Raw genomic sequence first — 24,571 nt, 5'->3', positions numbered from 1 at the left:
GATCTCGGGGATTCGGACTCGTCGAGGCGAGCGAACGCATACCCACCCAACTCCTTCCTGGGCCACGGGGCATCGGATCATGCCGTCTCGGGGAAACCGCGCGACCGTGGTGCCTCATGGCCGTAGGGTGCCCGCGTGGCGGTCATCTTCTTTGATTCGAACATCCTCTACGCGGACATCGACAGCGATCGGTACGACGTGATCCGCGCGATCGCACGAACCGAGCACCGCGTGTGCATCCCCGCAGTGGTACGGGACGAACTGGTCGCCAGGAAGGTGATCGCGTACCGGGCCGCGCACACCACACTCTCGGCCGACGCAGCGAAGTTCGCCAAGAGCGCCCCGTGGATCCAGGCGCCACCGTTGCCGCCGGCCCTCGACGAGTCCGCCGCGCGCAAGTACTGGAAGGGCGTGTACGCCGACGTCTTCGAGATCGTTCCCACGCCCGAGGGAGCCGCGGACGCGGCGCTCGAACGCGAGGCCTACTGTGACAAGCCGGCCAAGCCGGACGAGAACGCCAAGGGCGGCGCGCGGGACGTGGCGATCTGGCTGACGGTGGTCGACTTCCTGCACCAGAACCCGCGCGACGAGGTGTACTTCGTGAGCGCGAACAGGAAGGACTTCGGCGACGGCACGTCGTTCGCACCGGTGCTGGAACAGGATCTGTCCCACCACCGCCACCGCCTCATGCTGTTGACCTCGTTGGAGTCGGCCATCGCGGCGGTGACGAAGGCGACCGAGGCCCCGGACGCGGACACCGCGTTCATGGACCCGCTGGTGTCCGACGAGACCGCGATGAAGGTCGCCGGTGCCGCCCTGCACGACCGCCGCTTCCGCAACGGCTGGCCCGCAGTTGACCTCGACAACCCCGGCGGCACCCGCTACCCCCCGATGCTCGCGCGCGAATGGGTCGGCACGCCCGTGGCGAGACTCATCGACGTGACCAACGGGACCGCGTACCGGATCGGAGAGGACACCTGGTACATCGCGACGGCACGGTGGGCACTGGCCGGCCTCGCCGCACACAACCCGGTCCGCAGCACCGGAGTGCCGTCCGTGACCATGACCGGCGCGGTGTGGCGCACCCGCATGCTCATCGGCACCGTCTCCGGTGAGATCCCCGGCGTCCTCAAGAGCATGGCAATCGAGGACCCGGGCCACGGCGACGGCCCATGCAACAACACCCTCAAGCAGGCCGCCACTCTGTGGCGCGAGTCCCACTCCAGCGGTGAAGTCCTTCTCCGAGACCGGGTGGAGCAGCAACTGCGCTGGCGGCAACTGCGCGCGTTCATCGACACGTTGCCAGGCCAAGCGGCCACGCCCAACGGAGACATCCCGCCGTTCACCACGGACACCGCCCTGGACGCCGCCACGACGGTGGTCAGGTGGCTGTCTCCCCAGATCAACGCGCAGCTGAACGCCGCCCTGACCGCGGACGAGGATTCCTAATGGAGTCGTCAAGCGGCCGGAGTGACGGGCGGTATGGGGTCGTAGTACCGTCCGTCACGCAGGGGGGCCACAGGACGTTGACCCTTCGGCCGGGCGAGTGCGAGTACGGCTTAGACGTGCCGTTTGCCCTCGGTGCGCTTGTGGTCGTAGAAGCGGCGGGACTCGTCGCAGCAGCGGATGCTGATCAACGCCGAGGTGTAGAAGACACGTTGGAGGCGTCGGCTCTAGCGCTTGGGCCGGTGCAGGTTGCCGCCGATCCTTCCGAAGTCGCGGGCGGCGGGAGCGACGCCGGCGAATCCGGCGAGCCGGACGACATGCTCCCGTCGCGGGTGGTGCCCCCGGCCGTCGACCCGGGGGCGGGGTCCGGAAGGGCGATGGCGCGCTGGGGACAAGGTCCTCGTCGATGCGGTCGTTGCTTCGTTCCGGTGGCGGGGTTCAGTCGGAGTTGGACCAGACCAGGATGCCGGGGCCGAACTCCGTGGTCACCGGGACGTGTGCCTCGGTCATCTCCTCCAGGCGCGTCTCGTCGACGACGATCGGGCTCAGGTCGTGGTCGAGCGTGCGCGAGGACCGGCTGCTCGCCGGAATCCGGATCATGGCGACGGCCGCGCGCAAGGCGGGCAGATGTTCGGGAATGGACGCCATCGCCACCGGCGCGCTGTGCAGTCGGTTCACGAACAGGTCGATCAGCGCGGCGTACCCGTCCGGCGACTCGACCGGCACCAGGTAGCCCTCGATCGCGCCCTGGCAACAGGAATGACCTCCGTGCTGGATCTCGTAGACGACCCCCGAGGGCCCCTCGAGAACCACGTGGAGCCAGTCGTGATCGAGATCCTCGACCTGGTCCAGGTCCACATACATGCGACGGTTCACCATGACTGCATCCTGCACGGTCACCCCGTGCGCCACCTCTCCGTTTTCGATGGCGACCGCGGATCACGAAGAAGTGTGCGTCCTCGATGCCCCGTGACGACCTCCGTACCGGCCCGGGTCGAGGGCGGGTGGTGGGTGCCCGGGGGCCGGCGTCGCGGCGGTCCGCGGTTTCGCGGGCTACGGGTGGTTCGGCGACCAACGGTCACGGATCTTCACACACAGGCCCACGGACGGCAGAGGCCGGCCGCGACGGGCTGACCCCCGGGCCGGCCGCGCCGCACCTTGCCACGCCGGCCGACGGCAACGACCATGACGCGGTGGGGTACTTCGCGGTGGTCGAGCGGGATCGGATCCGCATGCCGAATCCGGATCCGCTGGTCGCCGGACTGGTCGAGGACGGGCTGCTCCCCGTGGCCGCCATCCGGGACGCCGACCCGCTACGGCGCCTCCGGAGTTCCGCACCGTGTCCGGGCCCACGGTGCCGGCGGGCGGACGCCGCTTCGACCGCGAGGACTATCGCCGACGCAACGAGGCGGAACCCCTCGCGCACGCTGGTCATCCTCGGGCGGGAGCGGAACGTCAACCACGCCGCGTCCCGGCCCGTTCACCCCGCGCATCACGCAGCGCGGCGGCGACGGCGCCGGTCTTTCCGACCTCCGGCACCCCGGTGACGCACAGCACGGCCGGTGTCGCGACCGCCTCCCGCACCGCTTCCCCGACCTCGAGCAGCCCGACGGTGGCCGCAGTGCCCCACCCGGACACCACATCGACACCGGCCTCGGATTCCACCCACACGTGACGCACCCTCCCGATCGACACCACCCCCGAACCCGACCCAGTCTGACCGCCCGCCCCGGCCCATGACCCGAGAACCGGCGCAGTACCGGCTCCGGGGCACGCCTCGACGCCCCGCGTCACCCCCTGCGCACCGGCGACGACCGGGCATGCCCATCCTCGAGGAGCCCGCTCTGGGGCCGGGAAAGGTGCGCCATGTCGGGTGAATTCGCTTTCGTGCCGGGCCCGACGCGGCCGGTGCCTGCCGCAGGAGTTTCGTGTGTGCTCAGGAGAAGCTGCGCCATTCCTCGTCGGGGATGTGGCTCTCGGATGCGTCCGAGCATCGGGGTGCCCATTCCCGGGCGACGAGGACCGGGCGGGTCAGGACGCGGCCCCCGGCGCGTTGGACGCGCATCACGACACCGAGTTCGGGCGCGCACAGGTTCGCCTCGAGGGAGAACACCGCTTCGAGGCCGTGTGCGGTGAGGTGGTCGAACAACGCGTCCTCCAGGAGGGACGGCACCCGGCCCACCAGCGGGATCCCGTCCAGGTCCACCTGCGGACCGCTCCTGGCGTCGATCGAGATCGCGGCCAGGCCGATGGCCCGGTCGTAGTACAGGCGCACGCCCGCCCCCGTGCCGTGGTGGACGGGCCACATGTCGGCCTGCGCGACCCGCCCGGTGGTGCCGTCCCCCCGCCATCCGATGGTCTTCAGGACCCCCTCGACAGCGGCCGCCGCCCGGTCGTGGGTCATGCCGAACCTCAACGGGCCCACGTGCTCGAACGGTGTGAACGACCACACCGCGCGCTGCGACTCCTCGACCACGTCCCACACACCCGCCATACCGAACCTCCGCCGCTCGTCCGTCGATCCCCCGACGCGCGGCCGACGCGCGTCCGACGTCGGGGAGGCTACGGGCACGGGGCGACAACCGGACGCGGCACGCGAGTTCGACCACTCCACCGCGCGCCCGAACGGGCCGCCGCGGTCCGCAGGCGTCGCGCGGCGCCCGGCCCGGGAATCGCCCACCGCCGTGGCTCGAGGGGCCCGGCCGCGGGTGTTCAGTCGGAGTTTCGGGCGGTGACACGGATGCTCCGGCGCACGTCGTGCTTCGGCGTTTCGCGGACGGCGCGGATCCCCGGGTGTGTCGAAGCCGGTGGGAGGGTGTTGGCGAGGGACGCGCGGACCCGGCGGGCTCGGTCCGTCGCGAGTCGTTGTCCGAGGTCGGGGTCACTGTCGGGGTCGGCTGCCCGCAGGGCGGCGGTCAGGGCTCGCACCCAGTCCTCGGGGTGGGCGGCCAACACGGCCAGGTGCGGCCTTGAGAGTTCGGTGGGCAACCGGACCAGGGCGTGGACCGCCCAGGACAGCTGTAGCGGGTTGGCCATGGCGTTGACCGCGAGCCGGTGGACTTCCGATTGTCGCGCACGGTCACCGCGCGTCAGCGCTGCGGCGGTACACAGGGCCGCGGCGCGCATGGCGTCGGGCGGGTCGAACAGGCCCACGATCCCCGGAATGGTTCGATTGGCAGGGCCGTCCAGTTCGCCGCGGGCGACGCGCAGGGCGAGGTGTTCGATGCGGTCGGCGAGGTCGGGCGTCTCGGTGATGATGCCGTTCGCCAGCGCCGTCAACGCGTCGAGGGTCGACTCGCGGTTCTCGGGAAGATCGTCGATGTCTTCGACGAGGCGGATCAGGTGCTCGACGAACGCCGCGCGAGCGCCGGCGGTGGCGTGGGGAGCGAGTTGCAATTCCTTCGCCCAGGAGGCGGGCCCGCTGAAGTGCCCGGGGAGCCGGGGCGGCGATGCCGCGATCTCCAGGAGATGTTCGGTGCAGGGCGACTCGGCGCCCTGATCACCGATCAGGGCGAGCGCCAGATGCGCGTCCAGCCGTGCGGCGGCGGCCGGAGCCGCACAGTACTCACGGACGAGGTCGGGATGGTCCTCGAGGGCCCGCCGGCCGTAGGCCATCACGGCCGTGGTGAGGACGTAGTCGTCGGCGAGGAGCATGCGCACGAGCAACTCCGCTGCCTCGACCAGGTCGTGCCGCTCGGCGATCGCGGCGACGGCGCGGACGGCTTCCGGATCGCTGTGCAGGCGGCCGGTGTCGAAGCGACGTTTCACATGGTTCAGGACACCTTCCGCATGCCGCCTCGAACGGGTTCCGTCGGCGGCGAGCGCCACGATGGCGGCGGGGACCGCGCTCGGATCTCCGGCGACGGGGTGGCCGGCGGCGTCGACGCCGCCGGAGTCCAGGAGGAAGTCGAGCCAGGAGTCCGCGTTGGCGTCGTCGATCAGGTCGGCCGCGCGCGCCACCAGTCGCAGCAGCGCCGTTACCTGCCCGGGAAGACCCGCGGTCGGGGCCGGCGGCGTGAACGTGCGTTCGGGAAGGGCCGCCACGAGGGCGCGGATCTCGGTGTCCGGGGCGCCGGCGCGGACGAGGTGACCGGCCGCACGGGTGGCGTCTCCCGACGCGAGGAGGACGCGTCCGAGCAGGGCCTCGGCGGCCAGTTCCTCCCGCAGCCGCCCCGCCGCCACCGCCCAGCGTCGATGGCGCACGGCCGCGGCGAACGCGGTCGGCCACTTGTTCCGGCTCAGATGCTCCAAGGCCAGCTCGTAAGCCTCGACGGGCTCCGCAAGCAGCGGGCTCCCGCCGGCCTCGCGCAGGACAGCGGCGTGTTCGTGCAACTGTCGTTCGAACATCCGCCGGTCACGATACTGGGACAACGTGGTGGCCTGACTCGAACACCAGCCGGCGGCGTCGACGAACGCCGTCGCCGTGCACGCCCGTTCCACCGCGTCGTCCCACGCGCTCACCGCCTGCCCACCGCAGCCGGTGAGCGCGAGATGGCGCGCGTGGCGCGCGGCGACGAAGGCGGCAACGTGCGGACCGAAGCCGTACCGCGCCCCTGCGGCCAAGGACGCCCAGTCCTCGATCCCGGCATCCGCCAGACACGCACGGAGCCGAGCGGCCGGCCGTTCCGGGGCGGGCGCAGTCGGACCACCCAGGAGTGCCCTTGCGGCGACCGCGACGCCTTGGAGCAGGTCCGATCGTCGCCCGGCCACGAAATGCTCCGCCGCCAGCACCATCAGGACAAGCCCGTGCGGATGCGCCGGAGTCAGCCGTGCGGTGTGCTCGGCCACGACCTCCAGGCCGACTTCTTCCTCTCGCTCGAACGCGGCGATGGCCTGCGCCGCGTGGATGGCCTCGGCGAGTTCGACCGAGACACCCGCCGTGGTCGCCGCGTGCAGGCGACGTCGGGCCGGTGCGCCTGCCGGCCGGGACTCCAGGGCGCCCACGAAAGCGTCCAGATCCAGGCGGGCGCCGGCCTCCGCGTCCCCGGCAGCGGACAAGGACTCGGCTCGTGCGTTGTCCAGCATGGCGCTGTGCGGCATGAAGCCCGCCGTCCGCAGGCGCGTCGAGAGCTGCCCCAACAGCCGGGCACGTTCGTTCGGGTCGACGGTGGCTCGGGCGGTGTCGTAGTCGTCCTCCAAGCCCAACGCGACGATCGGGCCGCGCATCACCGCGTCCGCCATCGACGGGAGCGACGACGCGACATCGCCGGTCACAGCCGCGGCGGACACACAGAACAGGTCCGCCGTCTGATGCCCGAAAAACCTTCGTACGAGATCATCGTGGGGGCGCAGCGCGTCGGACAACCAGCGCCGGCCCCGCAGCTCCATCTCCTAGTCCGGGAACTCCCGCTTCAGCTCGGCGAACGCGTTCTGAAGCTTGGTGTTCTCGTCGTTGCACGCCAGCACCATGTAGAAGATGGAGGGACTGTGCGGCCGCGGTCCCTTCGCGAATTTCCGCACCGCGGTCTTGAGTTGCCCCACCGTGTACGAGGAGTACCGCTTGGCCTGGTACCCCAGGATCGTGCCATCCGGCAGCCACGCCACGACATCCAGGCCGTGCTGGGACTGTCCTCGCACGCCGTACCCCGTGGCCGAGACGGCTCCGTCGACACGCAACGCCACGGCGCGCACCAACAGCTCGAACGACTCCCAGGACAGGTCTTCGGTGTTGAGGGTCTGCGGCGCGGTCACCGTCAACGGGCGGGGCAGATCAGGAGGCGGGATCACCTCCCCCGTCGCCCACCCGTCGTCGCCCGCCACGCCCGACACCTCGATCACCACCCCAGGATGCTCCGGCACAAACCCTATGTCCGCGAGGGCTGTTCTAGGCTTCGGCGCGTCCAACGAACACCGGGGCAGTCTCCTGGTGATCCCCCGATCCGAGTGGTTTGGAGCGCCGTGCACCTGTCGAGGGGTTGCCGGACGACATTCACGAGCGCGGCCGTACGGCGGGCGTCGGGAACGGGTCGATCTCCAGCGACGCGAAGTTGCGGAAGTTCTCCACTGCGCCTGGTCCTGGACCCGGACCTGCCCGATCGGCGGCGCGCCGGCATCGCATACGACACCTCGATCGCACGACGTATCCCCAGAGGGCCGCTCGCCGACTTCGTCGCCGCGTGTGCCGCCCGCCGCGTCCGAGGACCCCTACCCGATTCTGACCACACCCTCAAGAAGCCCGGAGCGCTCCACACCCTCGGGGAACTCGCGCGCGAATGGAACCGCAAACGCGTCAGAGCCGGCCACATTCTGTCCGAGGAGAACCCACGCGCGACGGCCCGCCTGCTCCTGGAAGTCCTCGACGCCCCGGACCGGGAGGAACCCGACGCCGACGCCGCGCCGTTCTTCGCCTCGCTCGCCGCCGCGATCGGCCTCGAAACCATGGCGAACGACAGTCCCCACGAACTCGACCGTCGGACTCACCATGGCCGAACTGGCCGGTGGACGCATCCCCGGACGCGTCACGTTCACGACCTACCACAGTGCCAAGGGCCGAGAATTCTCCATTGTCATCCTTCCATGCCTCATGGGCGGTGTCGTCCCCAACTACCCCGACACCCAGAGTCCGCGAGCCCTTCAGGCCGCACGCCACATGTTCTACGTCGCGGTCACCCGCGCCCAACACGAGATCGTCCTGCTGACAGGCGGACACCACTTCAACCGCTACGGGCGCAGATTCACCAACGGTCGGACACGCTTCCTCGACGACATGCTCCAGGAACCACCCTCGGGTCCGATCTGAGCGCCGCTCGGGGCGGGCGGGTGTGGCCATTCCGATTCCCGAGCCTGTCGACGACACAGCCGTGGAGCGGGACGCCTGGACCCGCCCGGCCCCGCCTCGAAGCCACCGCCCACTGCCTCGAGGCCCGCCGGTCCCCGCGACCGACCCACCGCAACGGCCGGTCCGCCGACGTGGACGGGACCGCGGGGGCCGCGCCGTTCACATCGGGTGGTGCGACATCGATTCCTTTCCTCGAACCTCGACCTCTGCGCGCAAGGCGGCCAGGGCGACGCGCATCGCGGCGGAGCAGCGCCGGACCGACTCGGGCATCACCTCGGCGAGTTCCTCGTACAGGGCGTCGCTCGTGAAGGCCAGGAGGACGGCCTCCGCCGCCTGGGACCGCGCGTCGGTCTCCGGACGCGTCATGTCGTTCATGTCGTGGCCGGCCATCAGGAATCCGGCGTGCGCCTCGTCGGTGTCGATCGGTGGTCCGCCGTCCCCGCACAGGCCGGCCACATATCCCCAGGCGATGTTGTCGTCCAGGGATTCCTGGATCCGGTACTCGTGCTGGAGGCACTTGGACAGCTGGTCCCGATCGATGCCGTGCCAGTGCAGGTAGACGGTGAGCGGTCCGAACGAGGCAGTCGAGGGAATTGAGCGCGTCGCCCAGGAGGTACGGGGTGGATCGGGCCCACTCGCCCCAATCGTGGGCGGTCTCGCGATTGCTCGTCAGGACGGAGAACAGGGTGTCCATGCACTGTGCGACGCGCATGCGGATGAGATCGGTCAGAACGTCTGGTGCGGGAGGTGTCACGGGCCGACATTAGGGCGGCGGAGCGGAGAGCGGGAAAGGCCCGCCGCCGGATTCACCCCTGCGGGTTGCCTCCGGCGGCGCGGGGGTTCGGGTGCGCCGCGGGCGAGTCGGTGATGGTGCGGCCTCCCGGGCGGGAATCTCCGCGCGCGGCAGGGCCGAGGGTGCCGATGATTCGGGGCGGCGTTCGGTGTCGTCTACTTCGCGGTGCCGAGTCCGTGGAGGGTTCGGGATCGGTCGTCGGTGGTGGGATGGGGTGTCCAGTCGAGCGGAACCTGACGTGGGGTTCGTGTCGGCGTCCGGGTCCACTCACTCGGGGGGTGCCCATCCTTGCTCGGCGAGCCGGGCGCGGATCAGTGCCGCGATGTTCCGTTCCTCGTTCGCCATGACCGCGTGTTCGGGAATACCGAGGCTGTCGCCGACGTCCGCCCACCGGTCCAGGCCGGATACGACCAGTGCCCACTGGGCCGCGTTCAGGACCAGGGTGGAGGTCTGGCCGGGCGCCGGCCAGGTCGCGAAGCCGGCCGCGTCCCGCGGCCAGTCGGGGACTTGGTCCCAGCCCGCCCGGCGAACGCTGTGTGCGAGTTCGGCGCCGTGGTGGTCACCGCGTTCCTGCCTGCTCTGGCTCTCGTTGTCCAGCATCCCGTCGATCGTCAGCCAATGGCGGGTGTCCACCCGCACACGGTGGTTCGCCGTTGCATCGAAGGTATGGCCGCCCATGCCGGTCGATCCTGGCGAGTCCCGGCGCGCCGGGTCAACACGAGCCCGGACTTTGACTACGACATCCGCATGTCCAAGGCGCGCCGCAGGACGCAGACCACGCGGCACGGGTCGCCCACGAATTGATCCGCGTCATGGCCGGCTCGTACACCGAGATTCGTCGTCGGCTGCTCCCGTTCGACGAACAGCGAGCTTCGTCATGCGCGTTGGTCGTTGATCCACGCGCCGAGTCGGACTCGGCCGGGTGTCGGGGTCGGGGCTGGGCGAATCCCCGTTTGCAGAACCAGTCGTCGGCGGCGATGGCCGTGTACGTCGCAGTGCGCCGGCTGTTGCGCTGGTCGTGTTGTCTGCTCTCCGCTTCGGCGGCGAGGTGTTCGCGCACGAGGGCGGCCCCGCCGACGGCGAAGAGTTCCGAGAGCCGGTGGGCGATGCCGCTCAGTTCCGTGCCGGCAAGGGAGGTGTATCGCTTCGCAAGGCCGAGTTCGGTGAAGTGCCCGAACACCTCGCGGGTAAGCACCCCGACGTTCTCCCCGAACGTCTCGATCTCGGGTCGCTCAACGGCGACCTCCAAGCCTTCCCGGCGGAGTTTGGACACGCAACTGCGCGGTACCTCCTGCAGCACGACCGGGGAGTGGGTGGCGATGAGGGCGACCGCGTTGCGGTCGACCAGGGGACTCGGACGTGACCGACTGTGCGACGCATGCCTCCGCCGAGGACGCCGCGCCCACCACAGCGTTGGTGCCGCGCCCGACCGGCGCGCTGTCGACCGCGTTCGTCGACCCGCGCGTGCTGTTGCCGGAGGTGGGCAGCACCGCGATGTCCGTCGTCGTCGAGGACCCCCTGCCGTGCACGGCCGTAGCGGTCAACCTCCAACAACTGCGCACCACCCGCTTCGACGACGCGAAACTCGTCGGCGTCGTCGACCCTGCGGTGATGGAACGCGTCGACCAGGCCCTGCGCGCGGTCTTGGACCTGTAGGACGACACCCGACGTACGCACCTATTCCGTCGTTCGTTGGATCCGCATGGCGCGGGTGTCCTCGTGTTGGGCGAGCGCGTCGAGGATGCGTTCGGGGCGCGCCGCCGCGGTCGTGTCGATGTGAGGTGATGTGCGCATTCGTTCGAGCCAGTCGGGGAGTTCGTGGACCTGGTTCGCGAGTCGTCGGTGGTGGCCGTCGACGAGAGTGTGGATCCATGTCAGGCCGGTTGTGGCCTGCCATGCCGAGGGTGTGGTCTCGATGAACGCGAGGAGCGCCCGGACCGTTGCCGTTTTCCCCCGGGCGAGTGGCAGCCACCGCTCGATGAGGGTGGCGAGCGCGTCGGGGGTGATCCAGTCGGCCCGCGCCGCGGCCAGGGGATCGGGCACGTCGGTGGCGGCGGTCGTCCACATCGTCGGTCGGGGGATGAGGGCGGCGAGCACGTCCGCGCCTTGTCGGTCTCGGTGGGGTGTCGCTCCAGCGGCGATCGCGTCGAGGACGGTGCCCATGACCGGGGGCCACACGCGCGGAAGGTGACGGCGCAGGTGCGGTTCGCGGCTGAACAGGCACATCAGGGTGTGTGCGAGGTGCACCAGGGCCGGGGGTTGCTCGAGGTAGGCCCGTACGTGCTCGAGCAGCGGCCGCAGGTCGCCTTCGGTCGCGGTGGTCAGCAGCACTCGTTCGACGCCTCGGCGTTCCTGGTCCCAGCCTCCCCGGGAGCTGTCGCCGTGATGGGCGACGGCCCGGCGGTGGGCGTCGAGGAGTTCGGGTAGCAGCGCGCGGGCGCGGGCCGCGACGCAGGTCGTTCCTCGCGCCGCGTCGGAGGCGGCGACGATCGGGGCGTTCAGCCGGTGGGGCAGGAGCAACTCGGCGGAGACGGTCGGGAGGATCCCGGTGACGGGGCCGATCAGCGGGTCGGTGTCCCGGCTTTGCGTGTGCCGGTTCCATGCGCCGAGTCTGCAGTCGCGAAGGCCCGCGTCGACCGCGTGCCACGCGATCTCGTGACCGCACGCAGCGCCTTCGCCCCGGCTGCTGCCGCCGTCACAGGCGGTGGACCACACCGGTCCCATCCCTACCGCCAGGACGCGTCGGACCTCTTCGAACGTGCTGGTTGCGCAGGTGACGAGAGCGTCGCGGAGTCTCGCGGTGTCGATCGGCACGGCGGTGAACGCGGGGAGCAGGAGCAGGGGGAGGGCGGCGGCCGCCGAGCGTTCGGGTCCTCGCGAGTCCACGCTCCACTCGCCGACGTACGCGCGCCCGGTCTGTGGCGTGGCCGCGTCGACGAGGATGTCCATCGCCCAGACCAGGTCGTCTTCTCGGACGTGGTGGCCTCTGCTGTGCGCGACGATCGCGGCCGCAGCGACGGCCGCCGGGGCGTCGTTCGCGTTCAGGGTTCCGTGCGAGGGCGGGTCCTGGGCGATGTCGCGTGCGATCACCAGATCTTCCGCGAGTGTGTTCGTCGGCGCCGAGCGGTCCTGTTCCCGACCGTAGGTCAGATGCAGTCGCAACGCCTGCCCGCCGCGGTGGAGGGCCTTGTGGACATCGACGACCTTCGCGGCTTCATCGGCGGGCGGTTGGTAGAGGAACGCGGGGCGGCCGTTCGCTTCGACGACGCTGTAGTTCTTCCGTCGCAGGGTGGCCGCCCACAGTGTTTCGGCCACGAGTTCCTGATCGTCGTGGGGTTCGGCGGACGACGATTGGGCTGCGTGGCGGAGCAGTTCGTCGGCAACCGTGTTCAACGCCGCCAGACGTGGCCCGTCGTCGTTCTCGATGGCCGTGATCACGAGGGCGTGGGCGACGTCGTGGAAGGAGCACCCGCGCAAGTGCCCGCGGGCATCCCGATCGTCTCCCTGGACCTGCCACGTGCCCTGGGTGATCCGGGCCATCTCCAGACGCCACACATGCGGGTTGGAGAGCCAGTGGTCGAGTTCGGTGGTGACCTGATCGATGTGGCGCACCAGCAGGCCGACGACGAGTCCGGGCATGGCCAGGTTGCGGCTGTCCCGGAGCAGAATTTGGACGACGAGAGCAAGCGGCACGCCCAACTCCAAGAGTCGGTCGGCGAACCGTTCGACGGCCAGGAGCGCGCTGATGCACGGCCACGGCCCGGCGGCGGCACCGCGATACCAGGACCACACCGTCGCGTCCCCGCTGTACCGACGCTCCTCGAGGCCGGGAACGCTCAGTGTCAGTCCCGGTGGGGACACCGGCCCGGGCGGGGTAGTACGTGACGCGGACGAGGTGATGCGCTGGGTGACCGCGTGGTCCAGCAGGCGATTGATCATGGTGAGCGTTTGGAGCGGGGCGACGTCCAGGAGGCAGTGGAAGGGCCCCAGTGACCAGTGTGCTCCCAGGCCGCCGAATCGATGGGACCGCACGCCTTGGTCGTGCCATCGTGTGCCGAACGGGGCGGGGATGTTGTCGATGTAGTACGCCTCGGCCAACGCGAGCAGCAGGTCGGGCCGGTGCGCGGCCATCGACTGCGGGACCAGGGGCGCCTCCACCGCGGGGGCCAGGTCGTCCGGGCGATCGCCGGCCAGACGGCGCAACATCGCCTCCACGTGGTCGTCCAGGTCGGCACCGGTCAGCGCGAGGGCCTCGACACGGAACGCGTCTTGAACCTGGGAGCGGTCGTCGTCGAGGAGCGTGTCGCGCGCGAGCACGCGGAGCGCCACCGACGCGGTCCCCTCGACGACCAGGCCGCGCAGCCACGCCAGCACCAGCTTTCGCTCGGCCACCCCCAGCCGCCCTGCGGGAGCTGGGTCGACTCCGCCGAGTCCCCAGGCGAGTTCGACCACCGGCGCCAGGATCACCGCGTCTCCCACACCGTCACGGCCGTGTCCGTGCAACGCCAATCGCACCACCGTTGCGCGTTCTGCCGCCGTCCACGCGGGCCACGCCGCCGCCAGCGCGGAGCGCGCTGTTCCCAAGGTCAGCATCGCCTCGACCGGAACCTCCGCCCACCGCGCGCCATGAGCCACTCCGAGGGAATCGAAGGTCCGTTGCAGCCGGACGCGTTCCGCTTCGACATCCTCGCCGGCTCGCGCGAGCACGGCCTGGCAGGCGACCCGGGCGGCTCGCAACGCCCACCTGGGGTTGTCGGCCTGCTCCAGTACTCCGAAGCCGGTTTCGACGAGGAGCCGCGCCGTCGCCAGATCCCGAACGAGTTCGCTGGCGAACTCCTCACCCCGCCAAGCGTTCACCGCCAACAGGAAGCCGTCCGACCGCAGCGAGGCCAACGCCCGCGCGGGGACCGTTCCCGCCGAGGTGTCGGACAGCAGCGATCGCCGTGCCAACGCGACCAAGGCATCGGCCCGCTCGTCGGGCGAGACGCCGTTCGCGGTGACCTCGTTGCGGCGCACCCCCCGTGACCAGACCGCGTCGAACACGTCCGCCTCGGACAACGCCCCATCGGGCATCGCCTGGGTGGCGTCCGCGCTCACGAGCAGATCGACCAGACCCAGCCGACCGAGCAGCCAACGAGCCCGCGGTTGCTCGATGATCCGACCCAGCGCGGGATAAGCGCCCACCACCTCCTCGACCTCGGATGCGTCGAGCCGCGACACCTCGTGCTCCACGACCTTGGACGGCATCTCCACCCTGCCCAGCGCATTCTTCAACGTGTTCGACACCTCGGGCGCGGCATCCGTGCGGGTCACCACGCACACCCCGAACCCGACCCGCAGCGCGGCAGCGGCGAATTGGGCCAGCATGTCCGAACGGCCATGCAGCACGGCCTCGCCGCCGTCCACCACCAACAGCCTGGGCCGGCCGCTGTCACCGCAGGCGAGGACCTCCGCCAGAGAGCCACCCAATCGTGACTCGAACCCGGACACCGTCTCGGCCAGATCCCCCAAGCCCACGACCGTGACGGCAACGCCCTCGGCCACCAGGTCGTCCACGGCCCGCATCGCAAGCGCGGACTTCCCCACATCCGGCTCGCCGCAGATCACCATCGCGGAAGACACCCGAGCCACATCGGACAACTTCGTGATCAAATCCGCCCGCGCCCCCGCACGAGCCAACTCCAGAGGGCCGCCGCCCACATCAGGAAGGTCGACACCCGTGCGCGCCCGCACCGACGCGCCAAGTCCGTCCAGAACACCCCACGCCGTCACCCACCTGGACGACCTGCCCAAGGGGATATCGGCAAGGTCACCACGAAGCGTCTGCTCCGTTCGTGTGGATCCCGAGGGCGCGTAGGTACCCGAGAGCACCACCAGGCGGTCGTACAGGGCACTCGCCGCCTCGAGCGTTCCGTCACGAGCGATCGAGCGCAGCCGATTCATGATCGCGGCTCGATCACTCTCGTCCCCACCCTCCAACCGCAACTCCCGCACCCGCAGAGCACGCAGAAACCGCCACGCGAGCTCGTCCTCGCAGACGACGGACGTGTCGATGCCCACGTTCTCGACCGCGGCCTCAACGATCGCGTCCACGTGCGTCAGCCTGCCCCGCACTGCCGATGTGGTCCGACCCGGGGCGTGTACCGTGGCGCGAAATTCCGATGCGCTGACGGCGGAGCGGGCAAAGGTCGTCAACTCGGACAGTTGCCGCGCCGGGTTGCTCGGGCCCGCCACCGCCAAGGCGAACCGCCGATGACCGGCTTCCACCACCGACCGGTGCCGCTCGAGATCCAGCAGGTAGGTGCCGATCAGCTTGATCGACTTCTCGTCCCCTTTTGTAAGCAACGGATCACGACGCACCCCGACGGCCAAGGTCCGCTCCTCACCATCCGGCGACAGACCTCGGACGACGATGTCGTCGACCTCGCTGTCCGCGCTCTGGAAGGTGACGTGCGTGAGCCGCACTCGATCGCCCAGTTCGGAGATGGCATCGCCCAAAAGCAGATGAGCCAGGATCCAAGCGCCGTAGCGGTGCTCCAGGACGGTACCGCCCCCACCTGTCGAATAGGAGTTGGTCGCCCCGCGCCCTGCACCGCTCGGCCGTGTCGTCACACGACGCAGTATGGCCACGTACCCGCCTGCACGGAGGCGATACCCCGCACGGAACGCCCATCACGATGGCGGCGAATCCAAGTCTTCGGCTCCGAACGTATGGGCGCCGCTCTTGCCGGAGTTCGACATCGCCGGCGCCACCCGGCAAACAATCGAAAGCCGAGGCCGCGAATCGTTTGCTCGGCCAGATCAAGCTTGACCAAAGCCGTGTCCGACATCCCGCCTCGAGTGGTTCGTCAGCGTACTACCGGGCCGACCTTGCGACGGGGGCGGCTGTGGCCGCCTCCAGGCGGGCCACGCCCGAGGATTCCGACGGTCCCCGGCCGGTTCCGACCACCCGCTTGGCCAAGGCCCTTCTACGCCATGCTCTGGCTCTCCGAGATCCGTATCCGTACAGTAATTCAAGTGGCACCCAGGGTTGTCTCGGATGGGGGAGGGCACATGCGTCTCGCACCGATCGTCGCGAACGGTGACCAGGGCTCGGACAACGGCGGGGACGGACACCCCGGTCAGCCGTGGACGCCACCGCAGGACCCGCCGAAGCCCGACGGCAGCACCCCCGACGGCCCCGGCAAACACAAGAAGTGACGCTCACCGGACAGGAGTTGCGGCCCAGCCGGGCACGCCTTCATCACGCGCTCCGCGACAGCGGCGTCATGCCCGCGGCCTGGTCGCCCGCGTTCGAGGCGATCGATCGAGCCTGGTTCCTCCCCACCGTGATGTGGCCGTTCGACATGACCGACGCAACCAGCGTCACGTGCGATCGTGACACCGACCCCCGGGCGTGGTTCGCGGCCGCGGACGCGAACGTGCCCATCACCACCCAGTGGGACGACGGCCGCCACGCCGGCCCCGCACCCGGCCGGGTGTCGACGTCGTCGGCGTCGATGCCCAGTGTCGTGATGGCCATGCTCGACGACCTCGACGTCCACCCCGGCCACAACATCCTGGAGATCGGCACCGGGACGGGATGGAACGCCGCCCTGCTCACCCACCGCCTGGGCCCCGACCACGTCACCACGATCGAAGTGGACCCGACCGTCGCCGCCACCGCCGAGAACGCCCTGCACGCCCACGGTCTGCACCCCACCCTGATCACCGGCGACGGCCTTCTCGGACATCCCGCGGCCGCGCCGTACGACCGGATCATCGCCACCGCCGGACTCCGAAAGATCCCCCACGCGTGGGTGGAACAGACCGTCCCGGGCGGGGTGATCGTCGCCCCGTGGGGGACACGGCTGACCAACGCCGACCACGTCGTGCGCCTAGTCGTGGCCGACGACGGCCACAGCGCGTCCGGGCGCTTCACGACACCGGTCGAGTTCATGAAGATCCGCTCCCAACGCCCCGAACGCCTGGACCAAACCGCCTACCTGCCCGACGGGTTCCCCGGCGACGCCACCACGACCACGACGACGCTGACGTCCCACGACGCGGGCCTCGAGGACCCCATCCGCCACCCGTTCACCACCGTCGCAGGCGTACTGGTCGGCGATTGCGCGTTGTTGAGCGACCGCAGGGGCGCCGCCGTCAGCGCCTGGCTGTACGGACTCACCGACCGCTCCTGGGCCGCGGCGGTCCTGGACGACGCGAAGCCGGAGAGCACGGTGTACCAGAGCGGCCCCAGACGCCTGTGGGACGAACTCGAGAAAGCTCATCGCTGGTGGACACACGCGGGAAGCCCGACCTCCGATCGATTCGGCCTCACGATCGACCCACGAGGCGAGTATGTGTGGCTCGACTCTCCTACGCGGCCGATCGCCGTATAGGCCGGCGTCCGAGTTCGCATCCAGGCGCCCCAGCGCGATCGTGCCCGTCCGTGAACATCCTGGCGGTCACGCATGCGGTAACCGACATCCTGCTCGTTGCTCACCGATCCGCAGACGGGGAAGACCTGAATCCCGGCTGATCCGAACACCTCGGCGTACCCGACGCCGCTGTCGGAGCGCGGCCGTGACCGGCAATCTCCCAGCCGCGTTTGCCCGCCCCGGACCAGCGATGCTCGATGACCTCTGCGCGACGACCTGTCCACGCCGCTCCCGGAAGAGCGATCCGGCTGGCCCCGGCTCCGAACTCGGGCCGCCCATTCGACGGGGCGCGTGGTCTTCCTCCGACCGGGATCACGTCGCGTTGGGCCGAACGTGACCCCAGACCCCCGGACCGTATCCGTAGTCATGTCCATCGCATGGTGAGTGCGGAGAGCGCCTCAAGTCGGTCCTGCAGGGAACTCCCTTTGTTTCGGTCGATGTCGGACTCGATGCCTCGGCAGAGACCTGGGTGCGCCACGCTGATTGGGTCGAAAGCGCGCCGCCAAAGAACGAGCGATCAACACCGGTGGACCATGCACAGCTGCGGCTCACACAGGAGGGCTGATGTTGCCTCGAGGACTTCGTAGAAAAACCATTGTCGTCGGGATGGCAACGGCGCTCCTTGCGGTGTTGCTCTCGCCGCTCCTGCTGATCGCCCTGTCGGGAACTACCCGGGGCGGACTGGGGTAGCGCTCGCGAGGTGGGGCAGGCGTATGGCGCAACTTCAACAGTCGTGTCCGCTTTCGCTCTTGCCGGGGTTGCCGTATCCGTAGTCCTACAGGTGCGCCAATCTCGCTCCAACGCCCACGAGGCGACTAACAGGTTTCGGCTGGAACTGGTCAAGATTGCGCTTGACCAGCCCGAGATCTATCTGCCCTGCCTGGGCATGCCCGAGCCCGGGCAGACGGTCGAACAGGGCAAGCAGCAACTCTTCATACTCATGTGGATGCAGCATCAGTTCTTGGGGTTTCAATCGGGCTCAGTGAGCGAGGAAAGCCTCCGAACTGATGTCTTGGCGTACCTGTTTCAGGGGGAGGCCGCGCGCACTTACTGGAAGCAGACACGACACCACTGGGTTGTCAGCGGCCGGACAAATCTGACTCTGATGAAGTTCGTGGAGGCGGTCGACGAGGAGTACGGAAAGGCCGTCTCGGCTGGGCGAGCAGTTATTGCCAAGTCCCTGGTTGTGGACCCACCCGAGCAGCTTCCGCCGGCCCGTGACCGACGACGATCGCTGGGCATTGTTGCGGCCGTCTGCGGTGGCGGTCTGGTTTGGTTGGCTGCTCGCAAGCGCGCCCAACCACCGAAGCTGGGGAGCGGTGTTGCAACGACCCATTGAACCCAAGGCTGCCCGGCAACCCCACCCGCCGGCACCGCACAAACGAGGGCCTCGGTCGGGACGATTTCCACATCGACTTCGACCATCGGCCGGCACCCGCCGCACCCGCCCCCAGGGCGAGGTGAGCAAAGGCTGGCGCGGCCCGTGCCCGACCTCCTCACCCACCGCGATACCGCTGATCGTGGCACGGCTCACCGGGAGCCTGTGCCGTCCCTGCCCGGTCCGCACCCCGCCGCAGACAGCGCACGCACCGTGGGCTTCCATCGCGAGAACTCCGCGACCTGCGTCATGAGGTCAAATGAGGACATGCCGAGGAGTGATTCGAAATGACAGAATTCTATACAATCTACTATCTGGTCCTGCTCGTGATCTACATGTTGCTTCCGGTGCTGTTCCGGTTTTCTTCTCTTCTTGCGAAGAAGACCGATGACAGCCTCGAAGGGCGCATCCTCCACCATAAGAACGAGCTGCGCGGACACGCCATCGTGTCAATCATCCTCTCGGGGGTCGTGCTGAGTTTCATTCCGTTCGCCATTACGGGTATGGAGGACTCCAAAGGGGTCGATATCTGGCTGAACGGAATCTTCGTCCTTGCGTGTGTCGGTTTCGCTGGCTTCTTCGTGTGGGGTGGGGTCCAGGGGATCGAGACGAATCGACGGTCCTTGCGGAAGGCTCAGGTTGAGTTGGGGAACGCACGGGACGAGAAATAGAAGCTCGTCTTTGTCTCCTCCTGCACGCCACCGGCCGCCTCGACGCCACCCACGAACTGTTGTTGCGCCACGGCCGGGCCGCACGTCGCGAGGACTGGCCGACGCTGCGGCTGTCCGTGGAAAGCCCGGTCGCCGATGCCCGGTGGACGAGGTTGCCCAGCGGCTGGACGGCAAGGTCCTTTCGGCGGTCCTGGCGATGGTCAAGGCCCTGGTGGTGATGCAGGCCGGCGGGTTCGGCGGCGTAACGAAGGCGGTGGAGGGCTTGGGCGGGTTCGCCAGGGAATCCGAGCGGACGGAGAAGGTCTTCGCGCACTACGGCAAGCACCTTTGGGGAGGTGCTGTCGTACGGGCAGACCGCGCGGTGATGTTCGACTGCGCGGAGGAGTTGGAGTGCACCGCCAAGTCGGAGGATCGGCGGATGCTCAGGGTGCTCGTGCACGTCCAGCGGCACCAGCAGGCGGTCGCATGGTCGAGTACTCCGACCTCGTCTGCGCTGCTCCCTCATCCACTGCGCCCGCCGATTCCGTAGCTGCTCGGCCTGCTTGCGGGCCACTTCGGCCAGCTTGGACATTTCAAGTCGACGCCGGACTATGTGGAAATGTAGTTTCCTTTCGCCAGGATATTGTCGATGGCGTAACCTTCAACCTGGGTTACTCGGCCAGTTGGGAGAAAAATACCCAGAGCGGTAGCAACCGAGACGATTTTCACGTCGACCAGCGCCTCGACTGCCGTACAGAATTCTTCTGCGCTGCGTCTCCCCTGATCCCACGCGAAGAGGAGAATGGCGACGCCAGCGATAGCCGCCGGCCACCAGTAGAGGCCAACTATCATGTAGGCGAGAGCCCATGTCGCCCAGACGACCGATGCTGCGTAGCTGTGCCAGGCGGTTTGGGTAATGCGTTGGTCGTCGTGGCTACACAACTGCCAAAGAGGTGGCCAGAGACGTACCAGCGGAAGGCCGTACTGCGCTTGGATTCGCCTGTCGACCAACTGGAATCGGTCGCCTATCCAGGTAGCACGCGAGGCCAGGTATGTGGCAGGTACAGTGCTGCCGGGTGGGGCTCCTGCCTCCTGCCGCCTCTTTCTGCGTTCGGTCAGGCGTCGGGTGAATACCCGGGACCAGTGGCCGCGTCCCAGCCATAAACGTTCCATAAGCCGACTTGCCTTGTTGATGCTGATGCTAACTACCAAAGCGACCAGCAGGGCTGCGATCACAATTAATGTGCGCCTCGCCAAATTTCCGGAACTCCAATGACCGGCCTCTCCAAGTAGCTGGACGATCAGGTTCACGTCCAGTGCATGGCCAGCACCCTTAGGGCCGATTTTCCAGGCGAGGATGCACACCGCCACATATGCCACCCCCGGGAGTGCGAGCAGGGTGAACCACCGGGTGGTGATCTGCTTCCCCAAAGCCGCGATCACAGATTCCACTAGTGCCCGCCCTGCGGCGGTGCGAGCGGCATCGCCGCGTTCTCAAGATGGCATCGCGGTTCGGAGGCATCGGGCTCACGACCGCGTCCTGCGCAGCTACCTGCGGGGCAGAGAAACCACTGCACTCGCGGGGCGTTCTCCCAGGTTCCGACCATAGCTGGCTCTCCAGGGCCGCGGACCGGCTCGCCTGGACCGAGATCGAGATTGTGTAACGCGTCCGCTACGGGGCGGCCGCGTCGAACGGCGTCAACCTCACGTTCAAGTTCATCACGCCACTCGAACGCGTCAGCCTTTCGCCGACGCTCCGCAAGATCGGCACAGAATCTCGCTCGGGCTAGAGCCTCCTCGTTGGGTGGCACGACAGGTGCCGTTTCAGTTTGACGGCCGACGCTGTTGCGCGAGCGGAACGGGCCACGCCACCACGGAGTTGTTGAAGCCATGGGGCAATTGTGTCACCTACTTGCCCCAGAGGTCATGTGAAAAGATAATATGCCAGTCCGGAATTTACGCATCATGGTCCGATATGTATAAATAGTCCCCATTGTCGCAAGTCGTCGGGATCTCTCTGGCGCAACTCACGGACAGCGTCTCGAACAGCGAAGGCTGCTCCCGAACTGTCAAGTCCCCCATGCCCAATCAAACTGCCGTACACCAGCGTCGTGAAGCGGGATGCGGATTTGGAAGGGATCTCAGCTAGCGATCCGATCACATGACGGTAGCCTCCGAGGTGCATATAGTTGGCAACGTTTAGCATCTCGTCGGAAACGTAGAAGTCAGGGGTCGCGTTGTAACAGGTGGCAACGAAAGCGAGTTCTGCCTTGACGAGACGCAGTGAGGCGATTTCCGGGGGCCCGAGTATGCCATCGTGAAGGACGATTCCCGCCTTGTCTCCATGACAGGCGAAATGAGCCCAGGCGTGGGTCGGCAACGCGAGGAGTGTCCCATCGACGGTGCCCTGGTCTTCCGCCAGATGCGATGAGGATCCTTGAGGGAAGTAGCCGAGCACTACCTTGGCGTCTGCCTCTGCCTCGACCAGCGGGGGGTATGGGCTGCCGTCCAGGGCCGCCGGTGTATTGCGCAAGGTGACGATGAGACATCCGGGCGGACTATCGGGGACGTTTGTCGAGCGCCGTGCCATGGTGAGCGCTTGCAACGATGGTGTGTAGGACGAGACCACCTGGGTCAGGAGATCAGTGTTCGGATTGGGGCCGGGTAACCCGGCAGCATGCAACGGTAGCCCGGAGAGTGGGCCCGTCGGAAGCCACCAGATCCGCCGGCGAGCGCCCAAATATGGTTTAACCGCTTTGAAAACAGGATCAGCCAACCGATTCCACAGACGACGGCTGATGGCCTTCCCTGCTTTGCGCAACCCCTCCTGATCGATTTGGTTTGCCCACGTGATGATGTCGTCGATGGCGAGATCGGGTAGTGGGACATGCACGGGTGAACGGTCGTGCAGCACGATGATTGCGTCGCATCGATAGGAACTCACGTTGACGACGACTACGGGCCCTTGCGCTGCGGCGCGCTTCAACTCAGCGTATTCAGGACGCTGGTCGAGGCCGTACCGATGGACCAGTGTCTCCCGCTCCTGGCCCAGTTCAAGCCGTCGGACCAAGTCACGAATAGCTTCGGGACTATTCGCTGGGTGTCTAAGTGGGAGCAGGGACACCTCTGCTTCACCGGCGCGTCCGCCCCCAAGCTCGGATTCAATCGCCAGCAGTCGATCTCGGGCATCTTGGGGAATCGAATGTCCGGTGGGCAAAAGATCGCGCAGCCCGGCTATCTGTGACCAAATGATCATGCGTCCTTGTTCAAGGAGCTCTACTCCAAGCTCGAGTTGGCCGTCCGCGATAGCCGCAGCCGCGCCGGCGGTCGCACATAGGGAGCCTTCGGCGGAGAGAATGTTCCTCTTGTCGTCTTGATCCAAACCGATCCAGACCATCTGAGGCCGGATTTTCACCGCTGCACTATATCCAGCTACGGCTTCATGCCACATACTGTATTCCGCCGCAATGTGACCCCACATGAATGCCGCGCGGAATTTATTGCCCGCTGATTCACCAGGAGACGCGACGGCGTCACGCAAGTCAGCGAAAATCCGGGGATCGGGAAATGGTACTTCAGCCAGGCGGCCTTGCCGCCAAATAGCCTCCGCTCGATAAAGTAACGAGATTCCGTGATTTTCCCCGCCGGCAGGCACTGAGGCGCGAAATCGCTCTGCGACCTCTACGGCTTGTCGGGCAGCCGACATCATTTCGCTGCTATCGGATCCGTCCGCTAGAAGCCTCATTCGCTTCAACATGGCTAGGACTAGATCCGCGCGTATTTCCTCATCAGCCATCAAGGAAATAGCCGACTCTAAAGCCGAAAGCTTCAGTTCCGATTCCTTTTCATAATCCGAGCGCAGAATCTCTAGATGAATCAGAGTGCTTTTTGCGAACTCTGGTGCTCTGCGGTAAACGGCATGCCCGATCTCAAGTGCCCGAGGAAGATCACCTCTGTATTCCGAGGAGCGGCTACTATATCGAGAACCAAGAAGAGTTGCCAAAAGTATCTCCATCGAGTTTCGCCCCTCCTGGAGCGCGGTGCGAGAGAGAATTGGGCGCCTAAGGAACCCGTCCAACAGTTCGATAGCAGCATCCTCCAATTTTCGCGACCTGCTGTCGGAAAATCTCGTGACTAGCATGCTTGCAATAGCCGTATGAAGCTTTTCGGATTCGGTCAGGTTGTCAAGTGACCTAAATCCCTCTTTTTTCTGTTCGTTGGAAAGAGAAACGTATTCTTCAAGAAGAGAACTTAATATCTCACCGCCTTCTTTGTGATCCATCTGTGAGGCTGCAATCATGAGTATTGCCGCACCCTCTCCGGAGTATTCCGAGTAAGGTGACGCTTGCAGTGATCTTCCAATTTGCAACAGCTTTTCCGTGATTTTCTTTTGTTGAGGCCCAGGGGCTGCATCAAGGCGCATCACAAGGAGGTGTGCCCGCATCGTCGCTCTAAAGTCAGTAAGGAGCCAGTCCGCCATCCAAGGTGTCATCGAAAGCCATGCCAGGAAAGCCCATCCGGCCATGGCCCAAAGAACGACTACAAGTTCAGGATCGGATAAAATCATATAGCGCCAACATCCGACGGTATCATTCTTTGTCATTTCCTCTATGGCGAGTTTGCCGCCGGCCAGAATTAGGACTTCCGGTAGGGCCAGAAGTGAAATGGCCGCGATGTTCCTGATTGGCCTGCGCAGTAGCGCCGTCCAGCCAGATATTTCTCTGCGACGATACGCTACGAGGAACTCAACCATACGCACTGCCAAGAGTCCCAAAATTAGCCCGAGCACACCCACGCCGACGATTGCCCGAGCCGATGGAGTGGAGGGGTCAAAAGTGCAGGAGGCGCCGGTCCGCAGGAACACCAATGTATGTCGAGCGGGAAGGTAGAGCACCCCGTTTTCCGTGTCGAGTCTCTGCCTATTGAGCAGATGGGAGCCCGAAACCTGGCGGTCCAGCAGCCGCCATAATTCCCATGCCAGTGCGGTCGGTACGATCAACCACACGGCAACTCTCACGCCGCCCCAGCGGTAGTACCGCAGCCAGGCTGGGCGAGGACGGGCATGTCGTGCCTCTGCGTCCATCAGTTGCCATCCCGTCGCTGTAA

Annotated in this window: 20 protein-coding genes and 1 pseudogene; 9 read left to right on the top strand and 12 right to left on the bottom strand. The window is 67.3% G+C overall.

Translation table 11 applies throughout. From position 1 onward, the window contains the following. Positions 1–135: 135 nt before the first annotated feature. Positions 136–1,449, top strand: coding sequence for a PIN domain-containing protein (locus OG948_RS34315; protein ID WP_331768939.1), 1,314 nt, complete (start codon positions 136–138; stop codon positions 1,447–1,449). Between the two features lie 8 nt (positions 1,450–1,457). Here OG948_RS34315 and OG948_RS34310 read toward each other — a convergent pair. The 7 genes and pseudogenes from OG948_RS34310 to OG948_RS34280 form a co-directional block, all read right to left on the bottom strand. Beyond that, positions 1,458–1,757: pseudogene (locus OG948_RS34310) on the bottom strand (transposase); the annotation flags it as partial. Between the two features lie 127 nt (positions 1,758–1,884). Continuing rightward, positions 1,885–2,325 (bottom strand): DUF6210 family protein, encoded by a 441-nt coding sequence (locus OG948_RS34305; protein ID WP_331768938.1) that lies wholly within the window; start codon positions 2,323–2,325, stop codon positions 1,885–1,887. A 576-nt stretch (positions 2,326–2,901) separates the two neighbouring features. After that, the gene (locus tag OG948_RS34300; protein WP_331768937.1) at positions 2,902–3,117 is read right to left on the bottom strand and encodes a hypothetical protein; all 216 of its coding nucleotides are present in this window, start codon (positions 3,115–3,117) and stop codon (positions 2,902–2,904) included. A 265-nt stretch (positions 3,118–3,382) separates the two neighbouring features. Beyond that, entirely contained in the window at positions 3,383–3,940 is a 558-nt protein-coding gene (locus OG948_RS34295) for a hypothetical protein (protein WP_331768936.1), read from the bottom strand. Between the two features lie 218 nt (positions 3,941–4,158). Continuing rightward, entirely contained in the window at positions 4,159–6,774 is a 2,616-nt protein-coding gene (locus OG948_RS34290) for a hypothetical protein (RefSeq protein WP_331768935.1), read from the bottom strand. Between the two features lie 3 nt (positions 6,775–6,777). Then, positions 6,778–7,224: a hypothetical protein gene (locus OG948_RS34285; RefSeq protein WP_406300416.1), complete on the bottom strand. Its 447-nt coding sequence runs from the start codon at positions 7,222–7,224 to the stop codon at positions 6,778–6,780. A gap of 366 nt (positions 7,225–7,590) precedes the next feature. Then, complete coding sequence (locus tag OG948_RS34280) at positions 7,591–7,914, bottom strand: hypothetical protein (protein ID WP_406300944.1); 324 nt, start codon at positions 7,912–7,914, stop codon at positions 7,591–7,593. Here OG948_RS34280 and OG948_RS34275 point away from each other — a divergent pair. Beyond that, positions 7,868–8,185 (top strand): 3'-5' exonuclease, encoded by a 318-nt coding sequence (locus tag OG948_RS34275; RefSeq protein ID WP_331768933.1) that lies wholly within the window; start codon positions 7,868–7,870, stop codon positions 8,183–8,185. The two genes, OG948_RS34280 and OG948_RS34275, sit on opposite strands and share 47 nt — an antisense overlap. Positions 8,186–8,383: 198 nt before the next feature. On the opposite strand, the gene OG948_RS34270 is transcribed toward OG948_RS34275, so the two are convergent. Further along, entirely contained in the window at positions 8,384–8,680 is a 297-nt protein-coding gene (locus tag OG948_RS34270) for a hypothetical protein (RefSeq protein WP_331768932.1), read from the bottom strand. Between the two features lie 604 nt (positions 8,681–9,284). Beyond that, positions 9,285–9,650 carry a hypothetical protein gene (locus tag OG948_RS34265; protein WP_406300415.1) on the bottom strand — a complete coding sequence of 122 codons (366 nt, stop codon included), beginning with the start codon at positions 9,648–9,650 and terminating at the stop codon, positions 9,285–9,287. Between the two features lie 388 nt (positions 9,651–10,038). On the opposite strand from OG948_RS34265, the gene OG948_RS34260 reads away from it, so the two are divergent. Next, positions 10,039–10,380, top strand: coding sequence for a hypothetical protein (locus OG948_RS34260; RefSeq protein ID WP_406300414.1), 342 nt, complete (start codon positions 10,039–10,041; stop codon positions 10,378–10,380). Further along, on the top strand, positions 10,377–10,673 hold the full coding sequence (locus OG948_RS34255) for a hypothetical protein (RefSeq protein ID WP_331768929.1): 297 nt from the start codon (positions 10,377–10,379) through the stop codon (positions 10,671–10,673). The genes OG948_RS34260 and OG948_RS34255 overlap by 4 nt, the downstream gene beginning before the upstream one ends. Positions 10,674–10,694: 21 nt before the next feature. On the opposite strand, the gene OG948_RS34250 is transcribed toward OG948_RS34255, so the two are convergent. Further along, positions 10,695–15,629, bottom strand: coding sequence for a hypothetical protein (locus tag OG948_RS34250; RefSeq protein WP_406300413.1), 4,935 nt, complete (start codon positions 15,627–15,629; stop codon positions 10,695–10,697). 441 nt (positions 15,630–16,070) lie between these two features. Here OG948_RS34250 and OG948_RS34245 point away from each other — a divergent pair, with 441 nt between their 5' ends. The 5 genes from OG948_RS34245 (at position 16,071) to OG948_RS34225 (ending at position 20,015) form a co-directional block, all read left to right on the top strand. Beyond that, on the top strand, positions 16,071–16,217 hold the full coding sequence (locus OG948_RS34245; RefSeq protein ID WP_331768927.1) for a hypothetical protein: 147 nt from the start codon (positions 16,071–16,073) through the stop codon (positions 16,215–16,217). Further along, positions 16,214–17,398: a methyltransferase domain-containing protein gene (locus OG948_RS34240; RefSeq protein ID WP_331768926.1), complete on the top strand. Its 1,185-nt coding sequence runs from the start codon at positions 16,214–16,216 to the stop codon at positions 17,396–17,398. The genes OG948_RS34245 and OG948_RS34240 overlap by 4 nt, the downstream gene beginning before the upstream one ends. Positions 17,399–18,137: 739 nt before the next feature. Further along, positions 18,138–18,776 (top strand): DUF6082 family protein, encoded by a 639-nt coding sequence (locus OG948_RS34235; RefSeq protein WP_331768925.1) that lies wholly within the window; start codon positions 18,138–18,140, stop codon positions 18,774–18,776. Positions 18,777–19,102: 326 nt separating this feature from the next. Beyond that, positions 19,103–19,486, top strand: a complete 384-nt coding sequence (locus tag OG948_RS34230; protein ID WP_331768924.1) for a hypothetical protein — start codon at positions 19,103–19,105, stop codon at positions 19,484–19,486. A gap of 142 nt (positions 19,487–19,628) precedes the next feature. Next, on the top strand, positions 19,629–20,015 hold the full coding sequence (locus OG948_RS34225; protein WP_331768923.1) for a hypothetical protein: 387 nt from the start codon (positions 19,629–19,631) through the stop codon (positions 20,013–20,015). 59 nt (positions 20,016–20,074) lie between these two features. Here OG948_RS34225 and OG948_RS34220 read toward each other — a convergent pair whose 3' ends face one another. Then, a complete protein-coding gene (locus OG948_RS34220) occupies positions 20,075–20,917 on the bottom strand; it encodes a hypothetical protein (RefSeq protein WP_331768922.1) in 843 nt (280 codons plus the stop codon). A gap of 511 nt (positions 20,918–21,428) precedes the next feature. Beyond that, positions 21,429–24,470, bottom strand: coding sequence for a CHAT domain-containing protein (locus OG948_RS34215; protein ID WP_331768921.1), 3,042 nt, complete (start codon positions 24,468–24,470; stop codon positions 21,429–21,431). Positions 24,471–24,571: the final 101 nt, after the last annotated feature.

The sequence above is a fragment of the Embleya sp. NBC_00888 genome, from assembly GCF_045207655.1.
Taxonomy (GTDB): Bacteria; Actinomycetota; Actinomycetes; order Streptomycetales; family Streptomycetaceae; genus Embleya.
This window is presented reverse-complemented; position numbering and strand designations above follow the sequence as displayed.

Excerpts from the sequence above, each read along its gene's own strand:
- OG948_RS34305 (WP_331768938.1), bottom strand. The coding sequence starts at position 2,325 with ATGGTGAACCGTCGCATGTATGTGGACCTGGACCAGGTCGAGGATCTC.
- OG948_RS34295 (WP_331768936.1), bottom strand. The coding sequence starts at position 3,940 with ATGGCGGGTGTGTGGGACGTGGTCGAGGAGTCGCAGCGCGCGGTGTGG.
- OG948_RS34290 (WP_331768935.1), bottom strand. The coding sequence starts at position 6,774 with ATGGAGCTGCGGGGCCGGCGCTGGTTGTCCGACGCGCTGCGCCCCCAC.
- OG948_RS34275 (WP_331768933.1), top strand. The coding sequence starts at position 7,868 with ATGGCCGAACTGGCCGGTGGACGCATCCCCGGACGCGTCACGTTCACG.
- OG948_RS34245 (WP_331768927.1), top strand. The coding sequence starts at position 16,071 with ATGCGTCTCGCACCGATCGTCGCGAACGGTGACCAGGGCTCGGACAAC.
- OG948_RS34230 (WP_331768924.1), top strand. The coding sequence starts at position 19,103 with ATGACAGAATTCTATACAATCTACTATCTGGTCCTGCTCGTGATCTAC.